At 73.1% G+C, this 23,412-nt stretch carries 20 protein-coding genes; 16 read left to right on the forward strand and 4 right to left on the reverse strand.

The features are described from left to right. Window positions 1–202: 202 nt before the first annotated feature. From OG767_RS13865 to OG767_RS13890, 6 genes are all read left to right on the forward strand, one after another. Window positions 203–1,420 (forward strand): CaiB/BaiF CoA transferase family protein, encoded by a 1,218-nt coding sequence (locus OG767_RS13865; protein WP_405093760.1) that lies wholly within the window; start codon window positions 203–205, stop codon window positions 1,418–1,420. Beyond that, window positions 1,417–2,262: a cyclase family protein gene (locus OG767_RS13870; protein ID WP_405093761.1), complete on the forward strand. Its 846-nt coding sequence runs from the start codon at window positions 1,417–1,419 to the stop codon at window positions 2,260–2,262. The genes OG767_RS13865 and OG767_RS13870 overlap by 4 nt, the downstream gene beginning before the upstream one ends. Next, a complete protein-coding gene (locus OG767_RS13875; RefSeq protein WP_405093762.1) occupies window positions 2,259–3,704 on the forward strand; it encodes an MmgE/PrpD family protein in 1,446 nt (481 codons plus the stop codon). Before OG767_RS13870 ends, OG767_RS13875 begins: the two co-directional genes overlap by 4 nt. A gap of 83 nt (window positions 3,705–3,787) precedes the next feature. Next, window positions 3,788–4,588 (forward strand): IclR family transcriptional regulator, encoded by an 801-nt coding sequence (locus OG767_RS13880; protein WP_405093763.1) that lies wholly within the window; start codon window positions 3,788–3,790, stop codon window positions 4,586–4,588. Window positions 4,589–4,634: 46 nt separating this feature from the next. Beyond that, window positions 4,635–6,020, forward strand: coding sequence for a phenylacetate--CoA ligase family protein (locus tag OG767_RS13885; protein WP_405093764.1), 1,386 nt, complete (start codon window positions 4,635–4,637; stop codon window positions 6,018–6,020). Window positions 6,021–6,060: 40 nt separating this feature from the next. Continuing rightward, complete coding sequence (locus tag OG767_RS13890; RefSeq protein ID WP_405093765.1) at window positions 6,061–6,918, forward strand: amidohydrolase family protein; 858 nt, start codon at window positions 6,061–6,063, stop codon at window positions 6,916–6,918. A 24-nt stretch (window positions 6,919–6,942) separates the two neighbouring features. Here the strand turns inward: OG767_RS13890 and OG767_RS13895 are convergent, their stop codons facing one another. After that, on the reverse strand, window positions 6,943–8,118 hold the full coding sequence (locus OG767_RS13895; protein ID WP_405093766.1) for an MFS transporter: 1,176 nt from the start codon (window positions 8,116–8,118) through the stop codon (window positions 6,943–6,945). Window positions 8,119–8,290: 172 nt separating this feature from the next. Here OG767_RS13895 and OG767_RS13900 point away from each other — a divergent pair, with 172 nt between their 5' ends. The 5 genes from OG767_RS13900 to OG767_RS13920 are packed head-to-tail and all read left to right on the forward strand — an operon-like array spanning window position 8,291 to window position 14,203. Beyond that, window positions 8,291–9,892 (forward strand): ABC transporter substrate-binding protein, encoded by a 1,602-nt coding sequence (locus tag OG767_RS13900; protein WP_405093767.1) that lies wholly within the window; start codon window positions 8,291–8,293, stop codon window positions 9,890–9,892. 13 nt (window positions 9,893–9,905) lie between these two features. Continuing rightward, window positions 9,906–10,835, forward strand: coding sequence for an ABC transporter permease (locus OG767_RS13905; RefSeq protein WP_107155344.1), 930 nt, complete (start codon window positions 9,906–9,908; stop codon window positions 10,833–10,835). Then, complete coding sequence (locus tag OG767_RS13910; RefSeq protein WP_405093768.1) at window positions 10,832–11,746, forward strand: ABC transporter permease; 915 nt, start codon at window positions 10,832–10,834, stop codon at window positions 11,744–11,746. The genes OG767_RS13905 and OG767_RS13910 overlap by 4 nt, the downstream gene beginning before the upstream one ends. Continuing rightward, window positions 11,733–13,640 carry a dipeptide ABC transporter ATP-binding protein gene (locus OG767_RS13915; RefSeq protein ID WP_405093769.1) on the forward strand — a complete coding sequence of 636 codons (1,908 nt, stop codon included), beginning with the start codon at window positions 11,733–11,735 and terminating at the stop codon, window positions 13,638–13,640. The genes OG767_RS13910 and OG767_RS13915 overlap by 14 nt, the downstream gene beginning before the upstream one ends. Further along, complete coding sequence (locus OG767_RS13920; protein ID WP_405093770.1) at window positions 13,610–14,203, forward strand: cysteine hydrolase family protein; 594 nt, start codon at window positions 13,610–13,612, stop codon at window positions 14,201–14,203. The genes OG767_RS13915 and OG767_RS13920 overlap by 31 nt, the downstream gene beginning before the upstream one ends. A 72-nt stretch (window positions 14,204–14,275) precedes the next feature. On the opposite strand, the gene OG767_RS13925 is transcribed toward OG767_RS13920, so the two are convergent. Genes OG767_RS13925 through OG767_RS13935 form a run of 3 tightly spaced genes read right to left on the reverse strand, consistent with a single transcriptional unit; the run spans window position 14,276 to window position 17,908 of the window. Next, complete coding sequence (locus tag OG767_RS13925) at window positions 14,276–15,268, reverse strand: D-2-hydroxyacid dehydrogenase (RefSeq protein WP_405093771.1); 993 nt, start codon at window positions 15,266–15,268, stop codon at window positions 14,276–14,278. Continuing rightward, complete coding sequence (locus OG767_RS13930; protein WP_405093772.1) at window positions 15,265–16,185, reverse strand: isocitrate lyase/PEP mutase family protein; 921 nt, start codon at window positions 16,183–16,185, stop codon at window positions 15,265–15,267. Before OG767_RS13930 ends, OG767_RS13925 begins: the two co-directional genes overlap by 4 nt. A gap of 4 nt (window positions 16,186–16,189) precedes the next feature. Next, complete coding sequence (locus OG767_RS13935; protein WP_405093773.1) at window positions 16,190–17,908, reverse strand: thiamine pyrophosphate-binding protein; 1,719 nt, start codon at window positions 17,906–17,908, stop codon at window positions 16,190–16,192. Between the two features lie 97 nt (window positions 17,909–18,005). Here OG767_RS13935 and OG767_RS13940 point away from each other — a divergent pair, with 97 nt between their 5' ends. From OG767_RS13940 to OG767_RS13960, 5 genes are all read left to right on the forward strand, one after another. Then, entirely contained in the window at window positions 18,006–19,046 is a 1,041-nt protein-coding gene (locus OG767_RS13940) for an amidohydrolase family protein (protein WP_405093774.1), read from the forward strand. Window positions 19,047–19,164: 118 nt separating this feature from the next. After that, window positions 19,165–19,968 carry an acetoacetate decarboxylase family protein gene (locus OG767_RS13945; protein ID WP_088643359.1) on the forward strand — a complete coding sequence of 268 codons (804 nt, stop codon included), beginning with the start codon at window positions 19,165–19,167 and terminating at the stop codon, window positions 19,966–19,968. Continuing rightward, the gene (locus tag OG767_RS13950; RefSeq protein WP_088643360.1) at window positions 19,968–20,942 is read left to right on the forward strand and encodes an aminopeptidase; all 975 of its coding nucleotides are present in this window, start codon (window positions 19,968–19,970) and stop codon (window positions 20,940–20,942) included. Before OG767_RS13945 ends, OG767_RS13950 begins: the two co-directional genes overlap by 1 nt. Beyond that, complete coding sequence (locus OG767_RS13955; RefSeq protein WP_405093775.1) at window positions 20,939–22,045, forward strand: amidohydrolase family protein; 1,107 nt, start codon at window positions 20,939–20,941, stop codon at window positions 22,043–22,045. The genes OG767_RS13950 and OG767_RS13955 overlap by 4 nt, the downstream gene beginning before the upstream one ends. Then, entirely contained in the window at window positions 22,042–23,397 is a 1,356-nt protein-coding gene (locus tag OG767_RS13960; protein WP_405093776.1) for an FAD-binding protein, read from the forward strand. The genes OG767_RS13955 and OG767_RS13960 overlap by 4 nt, the downstream gene beginning before the upstream one ends. Window positions 23,398–23,412: the final 15 nt, after the last annotated feature.

The following is a 23,412-nucleotide window of genomic DNA, read 5'->3' on the forward strand; positions in this document are numbered from 1 at the left end:
ACGGACCACCCGTCGATTGCTCAACGTCGGACCGGTTGGTGGAACACCATTCCGGAGAGCGGTACCGTAACAGCGCGTGAGAGCGAAGCCCAGGGCTGGCGGATCGCCGTTTCCTCTCCTTGACCAGCGGGTCCGGCACTCGGTACGGTTTGAGGAACGACGTTCCCGCTAACGGAACGACCGAACGACGGGAGTGGGCCGGGTGGGTGGTCAGGAGTCGCGGAGCCGGCGGGCGCTGGACGGTGTCCGGGTGCTCGACGTGTCGACGATCCTGGCGGGTCCGTTGACCTGTCAGATCCTCGGCGACTTCGGCGCCGACGTGATCAAGATCGAACACCCGCGACACGGGGACGGCATGCGGGGCCACGGCCTCAGCAAGGACGGCGTCGGCCTCTGGTGGAAGATGATCGGCCGCAACAAGCGGACCGTCGGGCTCTACCTGGGCGACCCGGAGGGTCAGGAGATCTTCCGGGAGCTGGTCCGCACCGCCGACGTGGTGGTCGAGAACTTCCGCCCCGGCACGCTGGAACGCTGGGGCCTGGGCTGGGCGGACCTGCGGGCGCTCAACCCCGCGCTGGTGCTGCTGCGGGTCACCGGCTTCGGGCAGACCGGCCCGTACGCCGCCCGCCCCGGCTTCGGCACCCTCGCCGAGTCGATGAGCGGCTTCGCCCACCTGACCGGGTCGCCGGACGGACCGCCGATGCTGCCCGCCTTCGGGCTGGCCGACTCCATCGCCGGGATCACCGGCGCGGCGGCGGTGCTGACCGCGCTCTACGCGCGGGCCACCGGCGACGGCACCGGCCAGGAGATCGACCTCGACATCCTGGAACCGATCATGACGGCGGTCGGCCCGAGCGTCATCTACGTCGACCAGCTCGGCGTGGTCCAGCAACGGACCGGCAACCGGTCGCTGAACAACGCCCCGCGCAACACGTACCGGACCGCCGACGGGCACTGGGTGGCCATCTCCACCTCGGCGAACTCCATCGCCGAGCGGGTGCTGACACTGGTCGGGCACGCCGAGGTGATCAGCGAGGAGTGGTTCGCCACCGGCGCCGGCCGGGCGCGGCACGCCGACCTGCTCGACGGGTACGTGGCCGACTGGATCGGCGCGCGGACCCGCGCCGAGGTGATCGAGTCGTTCACCGCCGCCGGGGCCGCCGTCGCGCCGGTGTATGCGCCTGACGAACTCCTGGCCGACCCGCAGGTCAGGGCGCTGGACATGATCACCCAGGTGCCCGATCCGGAGCTGGGTCAGATCCGGATGCAGAACGTGCTGTTCCGGATGAGCGCCACCCCCGGTGAGATCCGCTTCACCGGGCGGGGCGTGGGGGCCGACACCGACGAGGTGCTCGGCGACGAACTGGGCATCGGCGCGGAACGACTCGCCGAGCTGCGAGACCGGGGAGTGCTGCGATGACCGTGGAGACCATCCCGAGCGAGCGGCGCGGCGACGTCCTGCTCGCCGCCGTCGAGGCGGGCGTCCGGGTCTTCGACCTGGGCCGGCCGTTGCGCATCGGCATGCCCCAGTCGCCGAACCACCCGCCGTTCTGGCACACCCTGCCCCGCCGGCACGGCGACAGCTACCGGGCCGACGGGATGTCCGCCGCCAACGACCTGATCTCGCTGGGCACCCACGTCGGCACGCACATCGACGCCCTCGCGCACGTCTCCGTCGACGGCCGGCTGCACGACGGCGCCGACGCGATGCGGGCGCAGACCGGCGGCGGCTTCACCACCGGGGCGATCGACGAACTGCCCCCGCTGGTGGGCCGCGGGGTGCTGCTCGACGTGCCGGCCGCGCTCGGGGTCCCCGCCCTCGACCCGGCGTACGAGATCACGCCCGCCGACCTGGACGCCACCGTCGCCCGGCAGGGCACCCCGGTCGGACCGGGCGACGTGGTCCTGGTGCGCAGCGGCTGGGGCCGCCGCTACGACGACCGGGAGGCATACATCGGACACGCGACCGGGGTGCCCGGCGTCGGCGAGGCCGGGGCCCGGTGGATCGCCGCCCGCGACGTGCGGCTGGCCGGTGCGGACACCATCGCCTTCGAACGCCTCGCCGCCGGGTCCGGGCACGCCCTGCTGCCCGCGCACCGGGTGCTGCTCGCCGAACACGGCATCAACCTCATCGAGGCGATGGCCCTGGAGGAACTGGCCGAGTCCGGGGTGCGGGAGTTCACAGTCGTCCTGGCACACCTGAACATCGTCGGCGCGACCGGCAGCCCGGTCCGCCCGCTCGCCCTGGTCGTGTCCGGATGACCGCCACGTCGCCGGCGGCCACCCTGGGCGGGCAGCTCGCCGCGTTCGCCGCGGCCCACGGCCCGGCCGGCGTTCCCCTGCCCGCGCCGGTGGTGCGCAGCGTCGCCCAACGGGTGCTGGACGTGCTGGGCATCGCGGTCGCCGCCACCACGCTGCCCACCAGCGTGGCCGTGCTCGACCTGGTCGCCGAGCGGGGCGGCCGGCCGGACGCCCGGGTGGTCGGGCTGCGCCAGCGGGTGCCGGCCAGCGAGGCGGCGTTCGCCCACGGTGTGCTCGCCCACTCGCTCGACTACGACGACACCCACCTGCCGTCGGTGCTGCACCCCAGCGCCAGCGTGGTCCCGGCGGCGCTGGCCGTCGCCGAGCCGACCCGGGCCACCGGCGCGGAGGTGGTCGCCGCCATCGCGGTCGGCCTGGAGATCTGCGTACGGGTGGGGATGGCCGGTTACGACGCGGCCACCGGGGCGAACCGGTACTTCGACCGGGGACAGCACGCCACCTCGATGTGCGGGGCGGTCGGCTCGGCCGCCGCCGCCGCGAAACTGCTCGGTCTCTCCGCCGGCGGCGTGCTGCACGCCATGGGCATCGCGGCCAGCATGGCGTCCGGGATCATCGAGAGCAACCGCACCGGCGGCACCGTCAAGCGGATGCACTGCGGCTGGGCCGCGCACGCCGGCGTGTACGCCGCGCAGCTCGCCCAACGCGGGATCACCGGCCCGGCGACCCTGCTGGAGGGGCGCTTCGGCTTCTTCCAGGCGTTCCTCGGCGGCGAGTTCGACGCCGGGGCGGTCACCGACGGGCTCGGCCAACGCTGGGAGGTGCCGGGGATCTTCTTCAAGCCGTACCCGGCGAACCACTTCACGCACGCCGGCATCGACGCCGCGCTGGCGCTGCGGGACGCCGGCCTGCGCCCGGCCGACGTGGCCAGCGTCGAACTGGCCGTGCCGACCGCCACCGTCCGCACCATCGGCGAGCCCCTCGACGTCAAGCAGGCCCCGGAGACCGGTTACCAGGCGCAGTTCTCCGGCCCGTACACCGTCGCGGCCGCGCTGCTCGGCGGCGGTGGCGGTCTGGGTCTGGGGCTGGACGACTTCACCGACGACCTGGCCCGTGACCCGGTCCGGCGGCGGCTGATGAGCCGGGTCACCGTGGTCGCCGACCCGCGCTGCGACGAGATCTTCCCGCACCAGTTCCCGGCCGTGCTGCGGGTGCGCACCACCGACGGCCGGCTCCTTGAGGAGGCCGTGCTCGCCAACCGGGGCGGCTCGCACCGCCCGCTCACCGACGACGAGGTCGCCGGCAAGTTCCGCGACAACGCCGGCCGGGTGTTGCCGCCGGAGCGGGTGACCGCGATCGCCCGGGCCGCCCGGGCGCTGCCCGACGCGGCCTCGGTGGATGACCTGCTCAGCCCGCTGATGTTCGAGAACGGTATTCCGCTGTGAGGAACTACGTCGCCCCCGGCGTACAATCTCGTTCGCCGCGTCACGGACCGAAGTGGTCCGACGCCGCAGCGGAAGGACTCTCAGTGACCGAGACCAGCAAGACGATTCTCACCGTGGGCCGCGCGATGGAGGTGCTCACCCTCTTCACCGAACGGAGGGAGTCCACCCTCGGGGTCACCGAGATCTCCAAGGCGCTCGGGCTGTCGAAGGCCGTCGTGCACCGGATCCTGTCGACCCTGCTGGAGAAGGACTACATCCAGATCGAGCCGCAGACCCGCCGGTACGCGCTCGGCCACGCGGCCCTCAAGCTCGGCCTGACCTACTTCGAAGGCATCGACGTGCGCCGAATGGCGCAGCCGATCCTGCACGAGCTGGTCACGGCCACCCAGGAAACCTCCACGCTCTCCATCCGCAGCGGCTGGACCCGGATCTACATCGACCAGGAGACCCCGCCCACCGACATCCGCATGTCGGTGCGGCTCGGCCATCCGTACCCGCTGCACGCCGGTTCGTCGTCGAAGGCGCTGCTGGCCTTCCTCGACCCCGAGGAGCAGGACGCCTACCTCGCCACCGGCCCGTTCGAGCGGCTGACCGACACCACCATCACCACGCCCGCGCAACTCCGCGCCGACCTGGACCGCATCCGCAAGCGCGGGTACGCCCGGTCGCTGGGGGAGCGTCAGGCCGACGCCGCCTCGGTGGCCGCCCCGGTCTTCGACCACCGGGGCAAGCCGACCGCGGCGATCAGCGTGTGCGGCCCACTGCGCCGCTTCGAACCGAAGATCGACGAGGCGGCCGACGCGCTGCTGGACGCCGTACGGCGACTCTCGGCCCTGATGGGCCATCGGGAGTCGGAGATCATCGGGCAACGCTCCACGGAGTGATGCCCGCCAGCGGTGGGGCCGGACCGCCCCGCGGGAGGGAACAGCGGTGTCGGTGCCATCCGCGCTCGACCCATCGGGCGACTCGGTGCTCTACGCGGACCCCGGCGAGGTGGAGCGGCTACGTGACCCGCTGATCGCGGCGCAGGTCCAGCTGCTGGCCCGGCACCACCCGCACTACCGGCGACTCTTCGCGCGCACCGGCGTCGACCCGGACCGGGTACGCGGGGTCGTGGACCTGGCCCGGCTTCCGGTCACCGGCAAGCAGGACTTCCTCGGTGACCCCGAGTCCTTCCGGTTGACCGCCCCGGCCGACCTGCCGGTCGCCGAACGCACCCTCGCGTACGTCATCTACACCACCGGCACCACCAGCGGCGCGCCCGCCCCGCTCTACGTCACCACCAGCGACGACTGGGCCTACCTGCTGCACGCCCGGCGCTGCGCCCGGCTGCTCGGTCTCGGCGCCGACGAGGTGATCGCGAACCTCTTCCCGCTCACCCCGTTCCCGATGGGCGCCCGGATCCGCGCCGACCGGACGGCGGCGGCGATCGGGGCGACCATCTTCCAGGGGCACACCGGCCGCCCCTCGCCGGACTGGCCGGTGCACCGCCGGCTCGACGAGGCGATCGACCTGGTGGCGGCACACGGCGCGACGGTGCTGTGGGGGGTCGCCGGGTTCGTCCGCCGGGTGCTGATCCGGGCCGCCGAACGCGGGCTGCGGCTGCCCACGGTCCGCTGGTGCTTCGTCACCGGCGAGGCGACGAGCGCCGCCGGCGTCGAGGATCTGCGCGCCCGGCTGCGCGCGGTGGGCGCGGAGACGGCCCGGGTCGCCAACCGCTACGGCTCGACCGAGGGCTGGTCGATGATCGAGTGCGCGGAGGGAACGGGTTGGCACAATCCCACCCCGGGCCTGATCCACCTGGAGACCGTCGACGCGGCCAGCGGCGAGCCGGTGCCCGACGGGGAACCCGGCCTGCTGCTCATCACCCACCTGCGGGCCCGGGGCACCGCCTTCCTCCGGTACGCCGTCGGCGACATCGTCCGGCTGACCCGGGAACGGTGTGCCTGCGGGCGGACCGCCGAGCGGATCGTCTCCCAGCCGGTCCGCACCAAGGACCTGGTCAAGGTCAACGGCACGCTGGTCAACCTGACCGTGCTCGGCGACGCCCTGGTCGACCTGGCCGGCGTCGCCGAGTACCGGGTGGTCCTCGACCACCTGCGCCCCGGCGACGCGCTCTCCGGCGACGGCGTGGTGGTCGAGTTCGCCCCGGTCGCCGGCCGCGACGCCGACGCGCTGGTCTCGGCCGTACGGTCGCGGATCCGCGACCTGACCCACCTCACGCCCGAGGTGCGGGTGGTCGGCGTGGACGACATCTACGACCCGCTGGCCGACGCCAAACCCCGTCGTCTCGTCGACCGCCGCCACGTCGGCTGACGTCGTCGACACGTAGCTCTCAGAAAGGTCGTGACTGACCGTGTACACCGGTGCCATCGACGTGGTCGTCAATCCGTACACACCCGAGATCGTGGCCGCGCGGCCGGCGTGGTCGAAGGACTTCCTCGGCCGCAAGATCGGCGCCGGGGACCGGCTGCCCGGGACGACGATCGAGGAGTACCTGGCCAAGATGGACCGGGCCGGGATCGCCCGGTCCTTCCTGATCGCCGCGAAGCTCGGCCCGGCCGGTGACGTCAACAGTTTCGCGCTCCAGGTCGAGACCGTCGCCGAGTTGGTCGCCGCGCACCCGGACCGGTTCAGCGGCCTGGTCGGGTTGGACCCGACCGCCGGCATGGCCGAGCTGCGGCACCTGGAACGGGCGGTCACCGAGTACGGCTTCGTCGGCGCGCACTCGTACCCGCACTGGTTCGGGCTGCCCCCGGACCACCGGCGCTACTACCCGATCTACGCCAAGTGCGCCGAGCTGGACGTGCCGATCCAGCTCCAGGTGGGCCACTGCCTGCGCTACGACGACGCCCGGCCGCTGCGCAGCGTCGGCCGGCCGATCACCCTCGACACGGTCGCCTGCGAGTTCCCCGAGCTGAAGCTGGTCGGCATCCACACCGGGTGGCCGTGGACCGAGGAGATGATCGCGGTCGCGTACAAGCACCCCAACGTGTACATCGGGGTGGACGCGTACGCCCCGAAGCACTGGCCGGCCGCGCTGGTGCACTACATGAACACGTTCGGCCGGGAGAAGGTGCTCTTCGGCACCGACTACCCGGTGATCGACCCGGAGCGCGCCATGACGGAGTTCGCCGAGCTGGGCCTGCGGCCGGAGTCGGCCACGGCGGTGCTGCGCGACAACGCCCTGCGCCTCTACGGTCTCACCGACTGATCCGCCCCGCCGTCGGGGCGTGTGTCACCGACGCCGGCCGGCCGCGGTGAGCGCGACGAGCGCGACCGCGGCGGCGGCGCCACCGACGGAGAACGCGGCCATCGGGCCGACCGCGCCGACCAGCACCGCGCCCAGGGCCGGGCCGGTGGACTGGCCGAGCCGCGACGACGCCGACCACGCGCCGATGAGCATGCCCCGGCCGTCGACCGGCTGCCGGGAGACGGCGTGCACGGAGGCGTTGTACGCGCAGCCCACCCCGACGCCGAGGAGCACCACGGCGACCGCCACCACCCACACCGCCGGGGCGGCGGCGGTGAGCAGCAGGGAAACCGCGCACAATCCGAGCCCGATCCGGGCGACGTGCCGGTCGGCGGTCCGCCCGGCGAGCAGGGCCAGGGCCGCCGAGGCGGCGAGACTGCCCACGTTGCCGAGCCCGACGAGCAGACCCCGGGCCGCCAGGGGCACCTCGAAGACCCGGTCCAGGGCCAGCGGCAGCATCGCCGCGGTGGCCGCGGTCATCAGGCCGATGACGACGGTGGTCAGGGTCAGCGCGCCCACCACGGTACGCAGCTCGCCGGCGCGTCGCAGGTCGGCCAGGAGCCGGGCGGAGCGGTGGTCCCGGGTCGGCCGCCGGCCGGGGCCGAGCCCGAGCACCCGGACGGTCCCGGGTGCCAGCAGCGCACCCAGCGCGTAGAGCCAGAACGCGGCGCGTGGGTCGCCGAGGCTCGCCACCGCGCCGCCGGCCATCGGTCCGACGGTGGAGGCGGTGGTCAGCACGAAGGTGTTGACCGCCAGGCCGCGCTGCCGGGCCGCGCCGGTCAGCGTCTCGCCGATCACGGTCGGGGGGATGGTGAGCAGGCCGGCGAAGCCGATTCCCTGGACCGCCCGGAGCGCGACGGCCGTGCCGAACGAGTCGACAAGCGCGCAGGCGGTGCCGGCGACGGAGAACAACAGCAGGCAGCCGAGCGCCACCCGACCGCGGCCGAGCCGGTCGGAGAGGCCGCCCAGCGCCACGGTCAGCACGATGCCGGGCACCGCGATCACGCCTTGGAGGAGCCCGACGGCGGCCTCCGAGACCTGGTACGCGGCGGCGAGTTCCGCCATCGCCGGGGCGAGCGTTCCGTAGCCGGTGGCGCCGACCGCGGACAGTGCGGTGACGGTCAGGATCCCGCCGGTACCGAGCGGTAGGGAAGGCGCCACAAGCGGTCCATTCAGCGGAACGATGTTTCGCTGAACGTACCGTAAACCTGAGCATGGGTCCATAACGGCACGTCAGGCCGTTGACACTGCGGAGAAGCCGGACCTAGTGTGTAGAAACGCTGTTCCGCTAAGCGGATCGAATGTGCGAATCGCATGGGAGAGGGGTGCCGGGATGAGTCCGAAGACGGGAGTTCTCGGCCGGTTCAGAGCCCTGAAGGTTTCTGCTCTGGTCGGGGTGGTGGCCCTCCTGGCCACAGCCTGTAGTTCGTCCAACGGGGACAGTGCGGCGGAGGCCGACTCCTCCCCGGGAGCAGCCGGGGCGGACATCGTGGTCGGGGTCGGGGTGATCAACCCCGACCTGGACGCATTCTCCGCCACGTCCCCGCCGCGTTCCTTCTACGCCTACCCGGTCTGGTCCCTGCTGACCCGGGTCGACACCCTCGGCGAGGGCGCCAAGGTGGTCCCCGGCGTCGCCGAGTCGTGGACCCGCGTCAACGACCTGACCTGGCAGTTCGTCCTCCGCAAGGACCTGAAGTTCGCCAACGGCGAGCCGGTCGACGCCGACGCCGTCGTCTACTCCACGAAGTTCATGCTCGACCCGAAGAACGAGGCGAGCATCCGCGGCAAGCTCGGCATCATCAAGCAGGTCGAAGCGGTCGACGCCAACACCGTCCGGTTCACCATGAGCGCGCCGGAGGCGATCCTGCCCCGGCTGCTCGGCGCGATGCCGATCGTCCCGCCCAAGGAGCACGCGCGGGTGGGCGCGAAGGCCTTCAACGCCAAGCCCATCGGCACCGGCGCGTTCATGGTCGAGAAGTTCGTCCCCGGCAAGGAACTCGTGCTGGTGCCGAACCCCAACTCCGGACAGGGCAAGGCGCTGCCGGCCTCGATCACCTTCAAGGCGATCCCGGAGGACGCGGCCCGGGTGGCCGCCCTGCGCGCCGGTGACGTCGACATCATCACCAAGGTCCCGATCGACGGGATCAAGTCGCTGGAGTCCGGCGCCTTCACGGTCTACGACGCGGTCGAGCCCCGCACGTACGTGGTGGACCTGTTCACCGACTCCGGACCGCTGACCGACGTGCGCGTCCGGCGGGCCATCGCCCAGTCCCTCGACCTGGACGCGCTGGTCCAGGGCGTGATGGGCGGCAAGGGACAGGTCGGCCAGGGCCAGTTGGCGCCGAGCTTCATGTCCGGCTACTGCAAGGACGTCACCCGGTACCCGTACGACCTGGCCGCGGCCAACAAGCTGATGGCCGAGGCCGGCGTCTCCGGGCTCAAGCTGAAGTTCCAGACCTCGCAGGGGTTCATCCTGAACGACACGCTGCTCGCCCAGGCGATCGGCGAGATGGTCAACAAGCTGGACGCGGTCGAGTCGGTGGAGATCGCCCCGATGGAGTTCTCCAACTACCTCGACGTGTACTACAACCGCACCGAACGGGCCGACTTCTTCGCCTGGGGCATGAGCAGCTCACCGTTCGTGGACGCCTCCGTGCAGCTCGAGCGCCTGGTCACCGGCTACCCCCAGCACAACATCGGCTACTCCAACCCGAAGTACGACGAGTGGTTCGGCAAGCTGCGCTCGGCCGAGGAGGGCACCCCGGAGCGGCAGCAGGCGTTCTGCGAGTTGTCGAAGATCTACAAGGAGGACGTCCCGTCGGTGGCGGTGATGACCATGCCGGACGTCTGGGCCAGCTCCGACAAGATCCGGGGCTTCAAGGTGGACCAGGCGGGCAACCCGGCCTGGGAGCTGATCACCAAGGTGACGGGCTAGACGGGGTCCGACCGTGGCGAAGCTTCTGCGACAGCGGCTCCTGCAGCTGGTCCTGGTCATCCTCGGACTGTCCAGCCTGGTGTTCTTCCTGGTCCGGATCTCCGGCGACCCGGCCTCGGCCATCGCCGGTGCGGACGCGGACCCGGAGACCCTGGCGGCCATCCGCAGCAACCTCGGGCTGAACGAACCGGTGCTCGTCCAGTACGTGAGGTTCCTCGGTGACCTGCTGGTGCTCGACTTCGGCGACTCGTACCAGTACCGCAGCGACGCGATGGCGTTGGTGCTGGACCGGTTTCCGGCGTCGGCGCTGCTGACCCTCCTCGCGATGCTCATCGCGGTCGGACTCGGCGTACCGGCCGGGGTGCTCGGTGCCGTGCACCGGGACGGGCTCCTCGGCCGGGCCGTCAACGGCCTCGCCATCCTCGGGCAGAGCGTGCCGAACTTCGTGCTCGGTCTGGTGCTCATCATGATCTTCGCGGTCAGCCTGGGCTGGCTGCCCAGCTTCGGCGGGGAGGGGGTGATGAGCCTGATCCTGCCGGCCGTCACCCTCGCCGCCTTCATCTGCGCCCGGCAGATGCGGCTGGTGCAGGCGTACACCCTGGAGGAACTCAGCAAGGGGTACGTGCGGACGGCGAACTCGCTCGGCTACAGCACCCGGCGGATCCGCTACCGGCACATCCTGCGCAACGTCAGCGTGCCCATGCTCTCGCTCGTCGGGCTGGAACTCGGCCAGTTCATCGCCGGTTCGGTGGTGGTCGAGTCGGTGTTCTCCTGGCCCGGCCTGGGCCGGTTGATGGTCGAGTCGGTCACCGCCCGCGACTACCCGGTGCTCCAGGCGGGCGTGTTCGTCATCGGCGTGCTCGTCGTGCTGATCAACTTCATCGTCGACCTGCTCTACCAGGTGGTCGACCCCCGACTCAAGGCGCAGTTGGTGACCCGATGAGCACAGTGCTGACCGTTCCCGAGCCGGGCGGGGCCGAACCCGTGGCCGAGGTCGTCCCCGCGCCGCGCCGGCCCCGCCGGCGCCTCCTGCCGAGACACTTCGGCGCCCGGATCGCGCTCGGCTTCCTGATCGTCGGCGTCCTGGCCGCGATCTTCGCCCCGGCCGTCTCGCCGTACGACCCCAACGAGCAGTCCCTGCTCAACCGGCTCGCCGCGCCGTCGCTGTTCGGCGGCGAGGGCGCGCACCTGCTCGGCACCGACGAACTCGGCCGGGACCTGCTCAGCCGCGCCATCCACGGCGGCCGGGTCAGCTTCACCGTCGGGTTCGTCGCGGCCACCTTCGCCGGCCTGCTCGGCACCGTCCTCGGCGTCGTCGCCGGGTACTACCGGGGCATCGTGGAGTCGGTGATCATGCGGACGGTCGACATCCTCACCGCGTTCCCGTTCCTCATCGTCGCCCTCGCCGTGGTCGCCGTCTTCGGCGCCAAACTGTCGGTGCTGATCATCGTGCTGGTGCTCTGGGAATGGGTGCCGTTCACCCGGCTCGCCCACGCCAAGACGCTGAACGTGGTCTCCACCGACTACTTCCGGGCCGCCGTCGCCATCGGCCGTCGGGGTGCCGGCATCCTCGCCCGGCACGTGCTGCCCAACATCGCCGGTCCGCTCATCGTCGTCTGGACGTTCGTGGTGGCCCGGTCCATCGTCATCGAGAGTTCGCTCAGCTTCCTCGGGCTCGGCGTGCCGCCGCCCACCGCCACCTGGGGCGGGATGCTGAGCGCCAGCCGGGGCTACCTCGACACCGCGTGGTGGATCCCGCTGGTCCCCGGCGTGGCCATCACCCTGGTCGTGTTGAGCGTCAACGTCGTCGGTGACTGGCTGAGTGAGAGGTGGGATCCGCATGGCCGGCGCTGACGCCGTACCGCTGCTCGAGGTCGACGGGCTGGACGTCACCTTCGACACCCTCCGAGGGCCGGTGCACGCCGTCCGGGGCGCCACCTGGTCGGTGCGCCAGGGCGAGACCCTGGTGGTGCTCGGCGAGTCCGGCTCCGGCAAGAGCGTCTCGTTGCACGCCGTCGCCGGGCTGCTGCCGGCCAACGGCCACACCGCCGGCCGGGTCCGCTTCCAGGGCCGGGACGTGCTCGGGCTGCGCGGCGCGCGGCTGCGCCGGTTCTGCGCCGAGAACTACGGCATGGTGTTCCAGGACCCGATGAGTTCGCTGGACCCCAGCTTCACCGTCGGCGACCAGATCGCCGAGATCCTGCGGGTGCACCGGGGGACGTCGGCGAAGGACGCCTGGGAGCGGGCGGTCGAGCTGCTGGGCGTGGTCCGGATCGACGACCCCGGCCGGCGGGCGAAGCAGTACCCGCACGAACTCTCCGGCGGCATGCGCCAGCGCGTCATGATCGCCATGGCGATCGCCCTGGACCCGCCGCTCTTCCTCGCCGACGAGCCGACCACCGCGCTGGACACCAGCGTCCGGGGCGCGGTGCTGGAGACCATGATCGAGCTGCGGGACCGCCTGTCGATGGGGGTCGTCCTGATCACCCACGACATCGGCGTGGCGGCGGCCGTCGCCGACCGGGTCGCCGTCATGTACGCCGGCCGGGTCGTCGAGTACGGCACGGCGGAGCAGGTGCTGCACGAACCCGGCCACCCGTACACCGCCGCGCTGCTCGGGTCGCTGCCCCGGCTGCGGCGGCTGCGGTCCACGCTGACCGCCATTCCCGGCGCGCCACCGAACGCGGCCCGGCTGCCGGCCGGCTGCTCCTTCCACCCCCGGTGCCGGTTCGCCACCGACCGCTGCGCCGAGGAACTGCCGGTCCTGCAACCGAGCGGCGGCGGCCAGGTCGCGGCCTGCCACTGGACCGGCCGGCTGACCGCCGACGGCGACCTCGGCTACTGGCGCGAGGGCGGCGAACCACTCGTCGACGCCCGGCCCGGCGACGCGGAACAACCGTTCGTGGTGGTCGAGAACCTGGTCAAGGAGTATCCACTCGGCTCCGGCCGCAAGGCCCGGGTGCTGCGGGCGGTGGACGACGTCTCCTTCACCATCCCCAAGGGCACCACGCTCGGCCTGGTGGGGGAGTCCGGGTCCGGCAAGTCCACCACCGCGATGATCATGTCCGGGCTGCTCGCCCCCACCTCCGGACGGGTGGTCATCGGCGGCGTCGACATCGCCCGGCTCTCCGGCAAGGCCATGCGGGACGTCCGCCGTGACCTCCAGGTGGTCTTCCAGGACCCGTACTCCTCGATGGACCCCCGGATGACCATCGGGCAGATCGTCGACGAGCCGCTGCTGGTGCACAAACGCGGGTCGAAGGCCCAGCGGCGGGACCGGGTCACCGAACTGCTCGACCTGGTCGGGCTGGACGGCGACTACGCCGCACGCTTCCCGCACCAGCTCTCCGGCGGGCAGGCCCAGCGGGTCGCCATCGCCCGCGCGCTCGCGCTGGAACCCGCGCTGATGGTGCTGGACGAGCCGGTCGCCGCGCTGGACCTCTCCATCCAGGCGCAGATCCTCAACCTGCTGCGCGACCTCCAGGCCCGGCTCGGCCTGACGTACCTGTTCATCGGGCACGACCTGGCGGCGGTGGCCTACATCTCCGACCGGGTGGCGGTCATGTCCACCGGGAAGATCGTCGAACTGGACCGGGTCGACGCGATCTACCAGCGGCCGGCGGCGGCGTACACCCGGCAACTCCTCGACGCGGTGCTCGACCCCGAGGCCGACCTCGGCCGGTACCGGGACCGTCCGACGATCCGGAGGGAGGAGCCGTGCGTCCCCTCGGCCCCGGCGACGCCCTGATCGTCATCGACGTCCAACGCAAGTACGTCACCGGACCGCTGGCCGTCCCGGACGCCGCCGGGCTGGTGGACCGGATCGCCCGGTTCGCCGACGCGGCCCGCGCCCGGGACGTGCCGCTGGTCTGGGTGACCCGCGAGCTGCGCCCCGGCGTGTCGATGGGCGCCGCCACCACCGCCGGGTACGGCGCGGCGGTCGACGAGCTGTTCCGGAGCCCGGCCGCCGACCTGCATCCCGGCCTCGGCGCCCGCGACGACGAGATCCGGGTGGTCAAGCCCCGCCAGTCGGCGTTCTACGGCACCGATCTGGAGGTGGTGCTGCGCACGCTCGGCGCGGACCGGGTGGTGCTCACCGGCGTCACCACCAACATCTGTGTCCAGGCCACGGCCCAGGACGCCCGCGCCCGCGACCTCGACGTGCTGGTGGTCGCCGACCTGACCGCCGCGCTGCCGGTCACCGCCGCCGGCTTCGACCTGCCGGCGGAGCAGGTGCAGCGGGCCACGCTGGCCACCCTCGCGCACGCCGTCGGCACCGTCCGTTCCGCTCCCGCCGTGCTGTCCGCCTGAACCCGTCCGGGCGTCAGGCCGTACCGGCCCCGGACCGCCCGCGCGACCCCTCGCGCGGGCGGTCCCGGGATCTCAGTAGCCCCGGCTGCGGTCGAACTCGCCGAGCAGGGGTTCGTCGGCGTGCCAGCGACGCAGGTTCGCGCAGAACTGGTCGACCACCCGTTCGGCCCGGCGCGGTGAACCGCCGGCGATGTGCGGGGTGACCACCACGTTGGGCAGTCGCCACAGCGGGTCGTCGGCGGCGAGCGGCTCCCGGGCCACCACGTCCAGCCCGGCCCCGCCGAGCCGTCCGCCGGTGAGCGCGGCGCGCAGCGCCGACTCGTCGACCAGGTCGCCCCGGCTGACGTTGACCAGGATCGCGCCGGGTTTCATCGCGGCGATCCGGGTGGCGTCCAGCAGGTGGCGGGTGGCCGGGGTGAGCGGCACGGTGAGCACCACCACGTCGGCGGTGGGCAGCACCTCGTCCAGCCGGTCCGGGGTGACCAGCAGGTCCACGTCGGGGCCGGCCTCGACGGATTCCGGCTCGACCGCGACGATCCGCGCGAACTCGAAGCCCCGGGCCCGCCGGGCCACCGCCCGGCCGGCCCCGCCGAGGCCGACCACCAGCATGGTCCGGTCGGTGAACTCCCACTGGGTGGCCCGCACCGCGATCCGGTACGCGTCGGTCCAGTCGGGCGCGCGCAGCACCGTCGCCACACCCCGGGTGAGCGCGAGCAGCAGCGCGAACGCGTGCTCGGCCAGGTGCGCGCCGACGATCCCGCCCTTGGCCGAGACCAGACGGACGTCGCGGCCGGCGAGGTGGGCGGCGACCCGGTCCACGCCGGCGCCGACCGACTGCACCCAGCGCAGGTTCGGCGCGGCGTCGAGGGCCGCCGGCTGGATGTCACCGAAGAGGACGGCCGCGCCGGGGGCGTGCCGCAGCACGGTGGCGGGGTCCCGGGCGACCACCACCGGGTCGGGTGCGGCGGCGGCGCGGATCGCGTCGACCTGTGCCTCGGTCAGCGGGGCGATCAGCGCGTGCGCGGCGGCCAGGACGGTACGGCCGGTGTCGCCCGGCCCGGTCACGTGTCGCCCCGCCCGGCGTCGGCGCTGCCCGGCCGAGGCGGGACACCGCCGGCGCCCAGGTAGCGGTCGCGGAGTCGGGTGACCTCGTCGTAGCCGATGAGCCGGGTGAACTCGCGCAGCGGTACGCCCCGGGCGGCGACCACGCCGGGCTCCGGGCCGAGCAGGTCGGTGTACGCCGCGGTGAGCGCGCGGGCGGTGGCGAGCAGGCCCTGGAGACCGTAGATGACCACGGCGATGCCGAGTTCCCGGGCGATGGCGGGGGTGAGTTCCCGTTCCAGCCAACTGCCGGGGGCGACCGCGGCGGCCAGTGGTCGGCCACAGGCGTCCCGGGTGGCCTGCCACGCCTCGAACGGGAACGTCTCGTCGTGGCGCATCGGGAAGACCACGTCCGCCCCGGCCGCCGCGTACGCCTCGGCCCGCCGCAGCACCTCGTCGACGGTGTCGGCGTTGGTCCGGGCGACCACGGCGGCCCGGTCCCGGGCGTCGACGCAGGCGCGGACCTTCGCCGCCGCCTCGGCCCGGGGCACCAGACTCACCCCGGCCTGCTCGCTCAGCGGCCCCGGCTTGGGGGAGATCTGGTCCTCCAGCATCAGCGCCGCCGCGCCGGCCCGCTCGAAGTCCCGGGCGGCGTGGTACGCGTTGACCGCGTTGCCCCAGCCGGTGTCCAGGTCGGCGATGACCGGCAGGCCGCCGGCCCGGGCGGCGACGCCGACCGCGCGGGTCATGTCGGCGCGGGTGTAGAGGTCGGCGTCGGGCAGGCCGAGCGAGGCGGCCACGGCGAACCCGGAGACGAAGAGGCAACGGAAACCGGCCGCGGCGGCCAGCGTGGCGCTGAGCCCGTCCCAGACGCCGGCGGCGTACACGGGCGGTTCGGCGGCGAGGACGTCGGCGAAGCCGACCGGGGTGTGCACCGGCATCGGATCACACCTCCGGCAGGTCGACGACCACGTCGACCAGGACGGGACGACCCTCGCGGACGCCCTTGACCGCCTCGGTGAGGGTGGACGCCAGGGCGTCGCGGTCGACCACGGTGAACGCCTCGACGCCCTGGGCGCGGGCCATCCCGGCGTGGTCGACGTCCGGCCCGGTCAGGTCCATGCCGTGCCGGGCCCGGTCCAGGTCGCCGCCGCGTGTCTGCACCACCCGACGTTGGTGCAGCCAGTCCGCGCCGTAGCTGCGGTTGTTGACCACCACGGCCAGCAGCGGGAGCCGGTGGTGGGCGGCGGTCCAGAGCGCCTGCGGGGTGTAGAGCAGGTCGCCGTCGGGTTGCAGGTCGACCACCACGGTGTCGTCGTCGCGGTGGTGCAGCGCCGCGCCGATCGAACCGCCGATGCCGAAGCCGAGGCCGCCGGCGCCGGAGCCGCCCAGGTGGCAGTTGTAGTCGACCAGGTCCCAGGTGCGCCGGGGCCAGCCCCGGAACATGGTGAAGCCGATCTGCCAGGGGCCGTCGCGTACCGCGTCGTAGGTGGCGGCGGCGAGGACGCCCTCGGTGATCCCGCCGTGCGGCGACTCCGGCGGTGGCCCTTCGGCGGCGCGCAGCGCGGCGGTGTGACCGGTCAGCCACTCGCGGCGGGCGGCGACGGCGTCGGCGCGGCGGGCGACCCGCTCGGCGACCAGGTCGGCGAGGACGGGCAGGGCGACCGCGGTGTCGGCGACCAGGTACTCGTCGGCCCGGATCGGCGGTTCCAGGTCGAGGAAGCCGTTGTGTTTCAGGTCGTTGAGGGTGATCACGGCGAGTTTCGTGCCGGGCCGGGTGAGCATCCGGTAGCCGCGCCGGTCGTTGTCCACCTGGGACGTGGCCCAGCGGACGTCCCGGCAGTCCAGCGCCAGGACGAGGTCGGCGTCGGCGAGCCGGCCGGCCCGGTCGGCGGTGCAGTCGGCCCAGTGCCCGGTGGGGAAGTTGTGCCGGCTGCCGAGGTCCACCACGGGTACGGCGAGGCTCTCGGCGAGCCGGCGCAGCGCGTCGAAGCCGGCCCGGCTGCGGCCGACGAAGTCGGCGAGGACGACCGGGGACTCGGCGGCGACGAGCAGGTCGGCGACGGCTTCGAGGCGGTCCAGCGGGGCGGTCGGCGGGGCGAGCGGGGCCGGTCCCCAGTCGCCGAGGTCGACCGCGGGCGCGGGGGACTCCTGCATCAGCGCGTCGAGGGCCACGTAGGTGGGGCCGGGCGGCTGGGCCACGGCGAGCTGGTGGGCGCGGAGCATCAGGTCGGGCAGGGCGGCGACGGACGTGGGTTCGGTGTCCCACTTGACCACGTCCCGGACGGCCTGGCCCTGCTGGTTCGCGGTGTGCACCCAGTCGATCCACGGGCGGCGGCGGGCCTGGTCGGCCGGCCCGGAGCCGCCGAGCAGGAGCACCGGCGCGTGGTCGGCGTACGCGTTGAAGGTCGCCATCACGGCCTGCTGGAGGCCGACCAGGTTGTGCACGGCGGCGGCCATCACCTCGCCGGACGCCTTGGCGTAGCCGTGGGCGACGGCCACGGCGACGCCCTCGTGCAGCGCCGAGATCACCTCGGGGCTGCCGCTTGTGGTGAGGGAGTCGTGCAGGCCCCGGAACGAGGCGCCGGGATTGGCTGCCACGTACCGGATGCCGAGGCGCTGGAGCAGCGCCACCATCACGTCGCTTCCGTATGTCAGATCCATGTGTCACGTCCTGAGTCGGTCGGCCTGTCCCGCCCCCGTCGGCTGCGCTACTTTATGAAACACCGTTTCATCAACCGGAACAAGAGGGGTGCCCATCATGCATCGACCTGGTCAGGCCGTGGATCTGCACAGTCACTGGTGGCCCCGCGAGTTCGCGTCGGCCGTCCGGGCCGGCCGGCGCTGGCACGCCTGGGACGCCGACCTCACCGCCGCCACCCCCCGGATCGTGGCCGGCGACCGGGACGCCCCCGCCCCGGTCGACCTCTACTCCACCGACCTGACCGCCCGCCGGGAACGCCGGGCCGCCGAGGGCATCGTCCGCGAGGCGGCGATGGTCCCGGTCTTCCTCTGGGGGTACGAACTCCCGGCTGCCGAGGCCGAGGCGTACTGCCGGGACGTCAACGCGGACCTGGCCGACGCGCAGGCCGCCTCCGACGGCACCTTCACCGGTCTCGGACTGCTGCCGCTCCAGGACCACGACGCGTCCCTGCGGGTGCTCGACCACGCCGTCAAGGACCTCGGCCTGTACGCGTTCAGCATCGGCACCAACGTCGAGGACGCCAACCTGGACGACCCGAAGGTGGTCGCCATCCTCGACCAGGTGCTGGCCGCCGGGGCGGCGATCGTCATCCACGCCAACTGGTACACCCGGGCCGGGCGCGAGCGCACCTGCCGGCACATGTTCGACAACTCGGTGGGCGTGCCCCTCGAATCCGGGCTGGCGTTGGCCTCGCTGATCTACTCGGGTCTGCTGGACCGGCACCCGGGCGCCCGGATCTGCTGCTCGCACGGGGGCGGCTGGCTGCCGTACGGCATCGGCCGGCTCAACCTGCGCTACCTCCAGGGGCGGGACAGCGGCCTGCTGGCCGAGGCGCCGGACCGGTACCTGCGCCGGTTCCACTACGACTGCCTGGTGCACGACGAGCGGGCCCTGCAACTGCTTGTCGAGCGGGTCGGCCCGGACCGGGTGGTGATCGGCACCGACCACCCGTACGGCGGGGACATCCCCGAGGTCGGCGCGGTGCGCTGGATCGCCGACCAGCCGTTCCTGACCAGCCGGGAGAAGGACATGGTGGTCCGGGAGAACGCGACCCTCTTCCTCGACGGCGCGCGGCGGGCGGCCGGCGGCGCCGGCTGACGTCCCGTCGCGTCCGACGGCGGATTCGCTGGTCACGGCGTCCGTCCGGCCCTTGACACGGTTCGACGGACCCCCCTACGTTTTGTGGAACGTCGTTTCGCTGAGTGGAAGGAATCTGATGGCCACGCTCCGAGGGTTCGGCAATCCCCTGTCCCCGTCCGGTCGGGCGGCGCTCGTCGACGACCCCCCGCACCACATCAGCGCCGACGCCATCCAGGTGATCTACCGGGTCGACCCGGACAAGGCCCGCGCCTACCTGCCCGACGGCCTCGACCTGCACCCGGAGGCCCTGGCCTACGCCTACGTCGCCGACATGGTCAAGGTCAGCGACAGTCACCCCGACCAGGCCTGGACCGAACCGCAGTGGTCGCAGTACCAGGAGGGCATCCTCGGCCTCTACTGCACCTACCAGGGCCAGCCCGGCCGGTTCAGCGCCTACATCTACGTCAGCGAGGACTGGTCGGTGGTCTTCGGCCACTTCATGGGCTTCGCCAAGAAGCAGGGCGTCATCCACAAGACCAAGATCCAGCCGGCCAACCCGGCGTTCGGGCCGATCGGCCCCGGCAGCCGGATGCGGGGGACCGTGGACCGGTTCGGCCGGCGGATCTTCAACGTGGACATCCAGCTCACCGAGAAGATCGACGACGACGCGGTGCCCTCGCACGGGCACCGCGTCTACACCTACCGGCACATTCCCTCGCCCAGCCCGCAGGTGCCCGACCAGCGGCAGCTCTTCGCGCTCGACCTGGACCGGGCCACCACCATCGACGCCTGGAAGGGCACCGGCGGCGTGGAGATCTTCACCGACGTGATCAACGAGGACCTCGACGGCTTCCAGCCCCTGGAGATCGTCGAGGCGTACAGCTTCCAGCGCGGCTGGACCACCAAGGCCGGCGCCACCCTGCTGCGAGAGGACCACTGATGACCGACTGGGCCGCGATCCAGGTCGCCAAGGCCGCCGACAACATCGTGAACACCTCCCTGGCCGTCCGGCCCGGGGAACTGGTCGCCGTCGCCGCCGACCACAACTCCGACCACGCGGTCGTCGACGCGCTCCTCGCGGCGGTCGCCGCCGCCGGCGCCGAGGGCACCCTGCTGGTCCAGCCCGCCCGCGCCCGGGCCGGCGAACCGGCGAACCGGATCGTCGCCGCCGCACTGGCCGGCGCGGACGTGATCATCTCGCCGACCTCGACCGCGCTGAGCTTCACCCCCGAACTCAAGCAGGCGCTCAACCGGGGCGCCCGGGCGATCGTGATGACCGGGGTGACCCGGGCCGAGCTGACCGGCGGCGCGGGCATCGCCGACTACGAGGAGGTCCACCGGATCACCAAACCGCTGGCCGACGCCATCACCGCCGGCTCCCGGATCCGGGTCACCTCGCAGCAGGGCTCCGACCTCACCGCCAGCCTGGAGGGGGTCACCTGCGGAGTGGGCGCGTCCTTCGCCCGCGAGCCCGGCCAGATCTCCAGCTATCCCAGCGGCGAGGCGTGGAGCGCCCCGGCCACCGGCACCGGGCAGGGGGTCCTGGTCGCCGACGGTTCCGCGCACCAGCTCGGCAAGCTGCGCGAACCGATCCGGGTCCACTTCGACCAGGGGCGCGCGGTCCGGATCGAGGGCGGCGACCAGGCCGGCGAGCTGCGCCGCATGATCGACGGGGTGGAGAACGGCGACAACCTCGGCGAGATCTCCATCGGCACCAACCCGGCGGCCCGCTTCCTCGGCAACATCACCGAGGACAAGAAGCAGGTCGGCACCGTCCACTTCGCCCTCGGCAACAGCGTGGTCGGCGGGACGGTCAAGGCCCCGATCCACGTCGACCTGCTGCTGCTCACCCCCACCGTGGAGGTGGACGGGGAGATCCTGGTCCAGGACGGGAAGATCGTGAAGGTGGCATGACCGCCGCATCCGCTCCGGCCCCCGGAGACGCCGTCTCCGGGGTGCCGGCCATCGACACGCACACCCACTTCTGGCCCCGGGGACTGCTCGCCGCCGGGCGGGAAGGGCGGGACTGGTACGGCTGGCGGCCGGTCACCGAGGCCGACGGCCGGCGGGCGTTCGCGCTGGGGCGTACCGTGCTGGCCTTCGCCCCGCCCGAGGTGGACCTGGCCGACCCGACGGCCCGGCTCGCCGCCCGCGCCGCGCAGCAGGGGATCGGCTTCGAGGCCGTCCAGGTGGCCGGGTTCCTGTTCAACTACCACCTGGACGCGGCCCGGGGCGCGGCCTTCTGCCGGGAACTCAACACCGAGCTGGCCGAACTGGAGGCCGCCGCCCCGGGCACCTACCGGGGGCTGGCGCAACTGCCGCTCCAGGACCGGGACGCCGCGCTGGCCGTGCTCGACCACGCCGTGACGGAACTGGGGCTGCGGCACTTCGTGCTCACCCCGGCGGTCAACGGGCGCAACCTCGACGACCCGCAGATCCTGCCGGTGCTGGAGGCGATGGCCGAGGCCGGGGTGACCGCCAACGTGCACCCGGCGTTCTTCGACAAGCTCGGCGCCGGCGACCGGCTCGGCCGGTACTACTTCGAGAGCTCGTTCGCCGCGCCGGTCGAGGCGAGCATCGGGCTGATGACGGTGATCCACTCCGGGCTGCTGGACCGGCACCCGGACTTCCGGATGTGCTTCACCCACGGCGGCGGCATCGCGATCCACTCGCTGGGCCGGTTCGACCACCGCTGGCACATGATCTCCCCGGCGCAGCGCACCATGGCCCGCCCGCCCAGCGAGTACCTCGCCGCCGGCAACCTCTTCTACGACGTGCTGGTGCACGACGAGCGCGCGCTGGAGCTGGTGATCGAGCGCGTCGGGGTGGACCAGCTCACCATCGGCACCGACCACCCGTTCGCCTGGGACCACCCCGGCGGCGCCGCGAACTGGATCCGTACCGCCGGCTTTCTGGACACCGCGGCCCGGGAGAAGATCCTCTGGCGCAACGCGGCCCGCTTCTACGGCCTCGACCCCGACAACCCACCCGGGACGGCCGGGACGGCCGGCTCATGACCGACTGCGACGCCCTGGTCGCCGGCGCCGGCGCGGCCGGCCTGGCCGCCGCGCTGGCCGCCGCCCGGCCCGGCCGCACCGTCGTCCTCGCCGAGGCGCGGGAGACGTTCCGGCAGGGCAGCAACACCGCGATGAGCACCTCGATGATCCCGGCCGCCGGCAGCCGTTGGCAGCGGGCGGCCGGCGTCGAGGACTCACCGGGTCGGTTCCTCGCCGACATCCGGGCCAAGACCCACGACCGGGCCGACCCGGTGGTGGCCGCCGCGCTCACCGCGGTCGCCCCCGAACTGGTCGAGTGGCTGGCCGACGACTGCGGGGTGCCGCTCGAACTGGTCACCGACTTCCGCTACCCGGGCCACTCGGCGCTGCGCTGCCACAGCGTGCCGGACCGCTCCGGCGCGGCCCTGCACCGCGCCCTGCTCGACGCCGCCGCGGACCGGGACGACCTGCACCTGGTCGTGCCGGCCCGGCTGGTCGAGGTGCGGACCGACGACACCGGCGCGGTCCGGGGCGCGGTGCTGGCCCGCCCCGACGGCACCCGGGAGGAGCTGAACTGCCCGGTGGTGGTGCTCGCCACCAACGGGTTCGCCGCCGACCCCGAGCTGGTCCGGCGCCACCTGCCCGAGATCGCCCACGGCGTCTACCACGGCGGCGAGGCGTCCCGAGGGGACGCGTTGCGGCTGGCCGAACGGCTCGACCTGGACACCGGCCACCTCGACGCCTACCAGGGACACGGCTCGCTGGCCGTTCCGGATGCCATCCTGCTCACCTGGGCGACGGTCATGCACGGCGGCTTCCTCGTGGACGCCACCGGGCGACGCTTCGGCGACGAGACGGTCGGCTACTCCGAGTACGCCGTACCGGTGCTGTCCCGTCCGGGTGGCCGGGCCTGGGTGGTCTACGACGCACGCGTCCACGACGCCTGTCTGGCGTTCAAGGACTACCGGGACGTGGTGGCCGCCGGGGCGGTCCGCTGGGCCGACGACGTCGACGCGCTCGCCTCCGTGGTGGGCGCCCCGGTCGACGCGCTGGCGGCCACCCTGGCCGACGCCGACGCGGCGGCCGCCGGGACCGCGTCCGACGCGTTCGGCCGGCGCGCCTGGGGCGCACCGCTGCGTGCGCCGTACGCGGCCGTCCGGGTCACCGGGGCGCTCTTCCACACCCAGGGCGGCCTGCGGGTGGACCGGCACGCCCGGGCGTTGCGCGCCGGCCAGCCGGTGCCGGGCCTGTACGCGGCCGGCGGCGCGGCGGTCGGCATCTCCGGCCACGGGGCGGACGGGTACCTGGCCGGAAACGGCCTGCTCGCCGCCCTCGGCCTCGGCTACCTCGCCGGCCGGCACGCCACCGCCTGAGCCGGTACCGGTCCG

Origin of the sequence: Micromonospora sp. NBC_01392, from assembly GCF_045040125.1 — a bacterium.
In the GTDB taxonomy this organism is placed as follows: Bacteria; Actinomycetota; Actinomycetes; order Mycobacteriales; family Micromonosporaceae; genus Micromonospora.

Coding starts and splice junctions, on each gene's coding strand:
- OG767_RS13870 (WP_405093761.1), top strand. CDS start 1,417: ATGACCGTGGAGACCATCCCGAGCGAGCGGCGCGGCGACGTCCTGCTC.
- OG767_RS13875 (WP_405093762.1), top strand. CDS start 2,259: ATGACCGCCACGTCGCCGGCGGCCACCCTGGGCGGGCAGCTCGCCGCG.
- OG767_RS13900 (WP_405093767.1), top strand. CDS start 8,291: ATGAGTCCGAAGACGGGAGTTCTCGGCCGGTTCAGAGCCCTGAAGGTT.
- OG767_RS13910 (WP_405093768.1), top strand. CDS start 10,832: ATGAGCACAGTGCTGACCGTTCCCGAGCCGGGCGGGGCCGAACCCGTG.
- OG767_RS13915 (WP_405093769.1), top strand. CDS start 11,733: ATGGCCGGCGCTGACGCCGTACCGCTGCTCGAGGTCGACGGGCTGGAC.
- OG767_RS13930 (WP_405093772.1), bottom strand. CDS start 16,185: ATGCCGGTGCACACCCCGGTCGGCTTCGCCGACGTCCTCGCCGCCGAA.
- OG767_RS13935 (WP_405093773.1), bottom strand. CDS start 17,908: ATGGATCTGACATACGGAAGCGACGTGATGGTGGCGCTGCTCCAGCGC.
- OG767_RS13940 (WP_405093774.1), top strand. CDS start 18,006: ATGCATCGACCTGGTCAGGCCGTGGATCTGCACAGTCACTGGTGGCCC.
- OG767_RS13945 (WP_088643359.1), top strand. CDS start 19,165: ATGGCCACGCTCCGAGGGTTCGGCAATCCCCTGTCCCCGTCCGGTCGG.
- OG767_RS13950 (WP_088643360.1), top strand. CDS start 19,968: ATGACCGACTGGGCCGCGATCCAGGTCGCCAAGGCCGCCGACAACATC.
- OG767_RS13955 (WP_405093775.1), top strand. CDS start 20,939: ATGACCGCCGCATCCGCTCCGGCCCCCGGAGACGCCGTCTCCGGGGTG.
- OG767_RS13960 (WP_405093776.1), top strand. CDS start 22,042: ATGACCGACTGCGACGCCCTGGTCGCCGGCGCCGGCGCGGCCGGCCTG.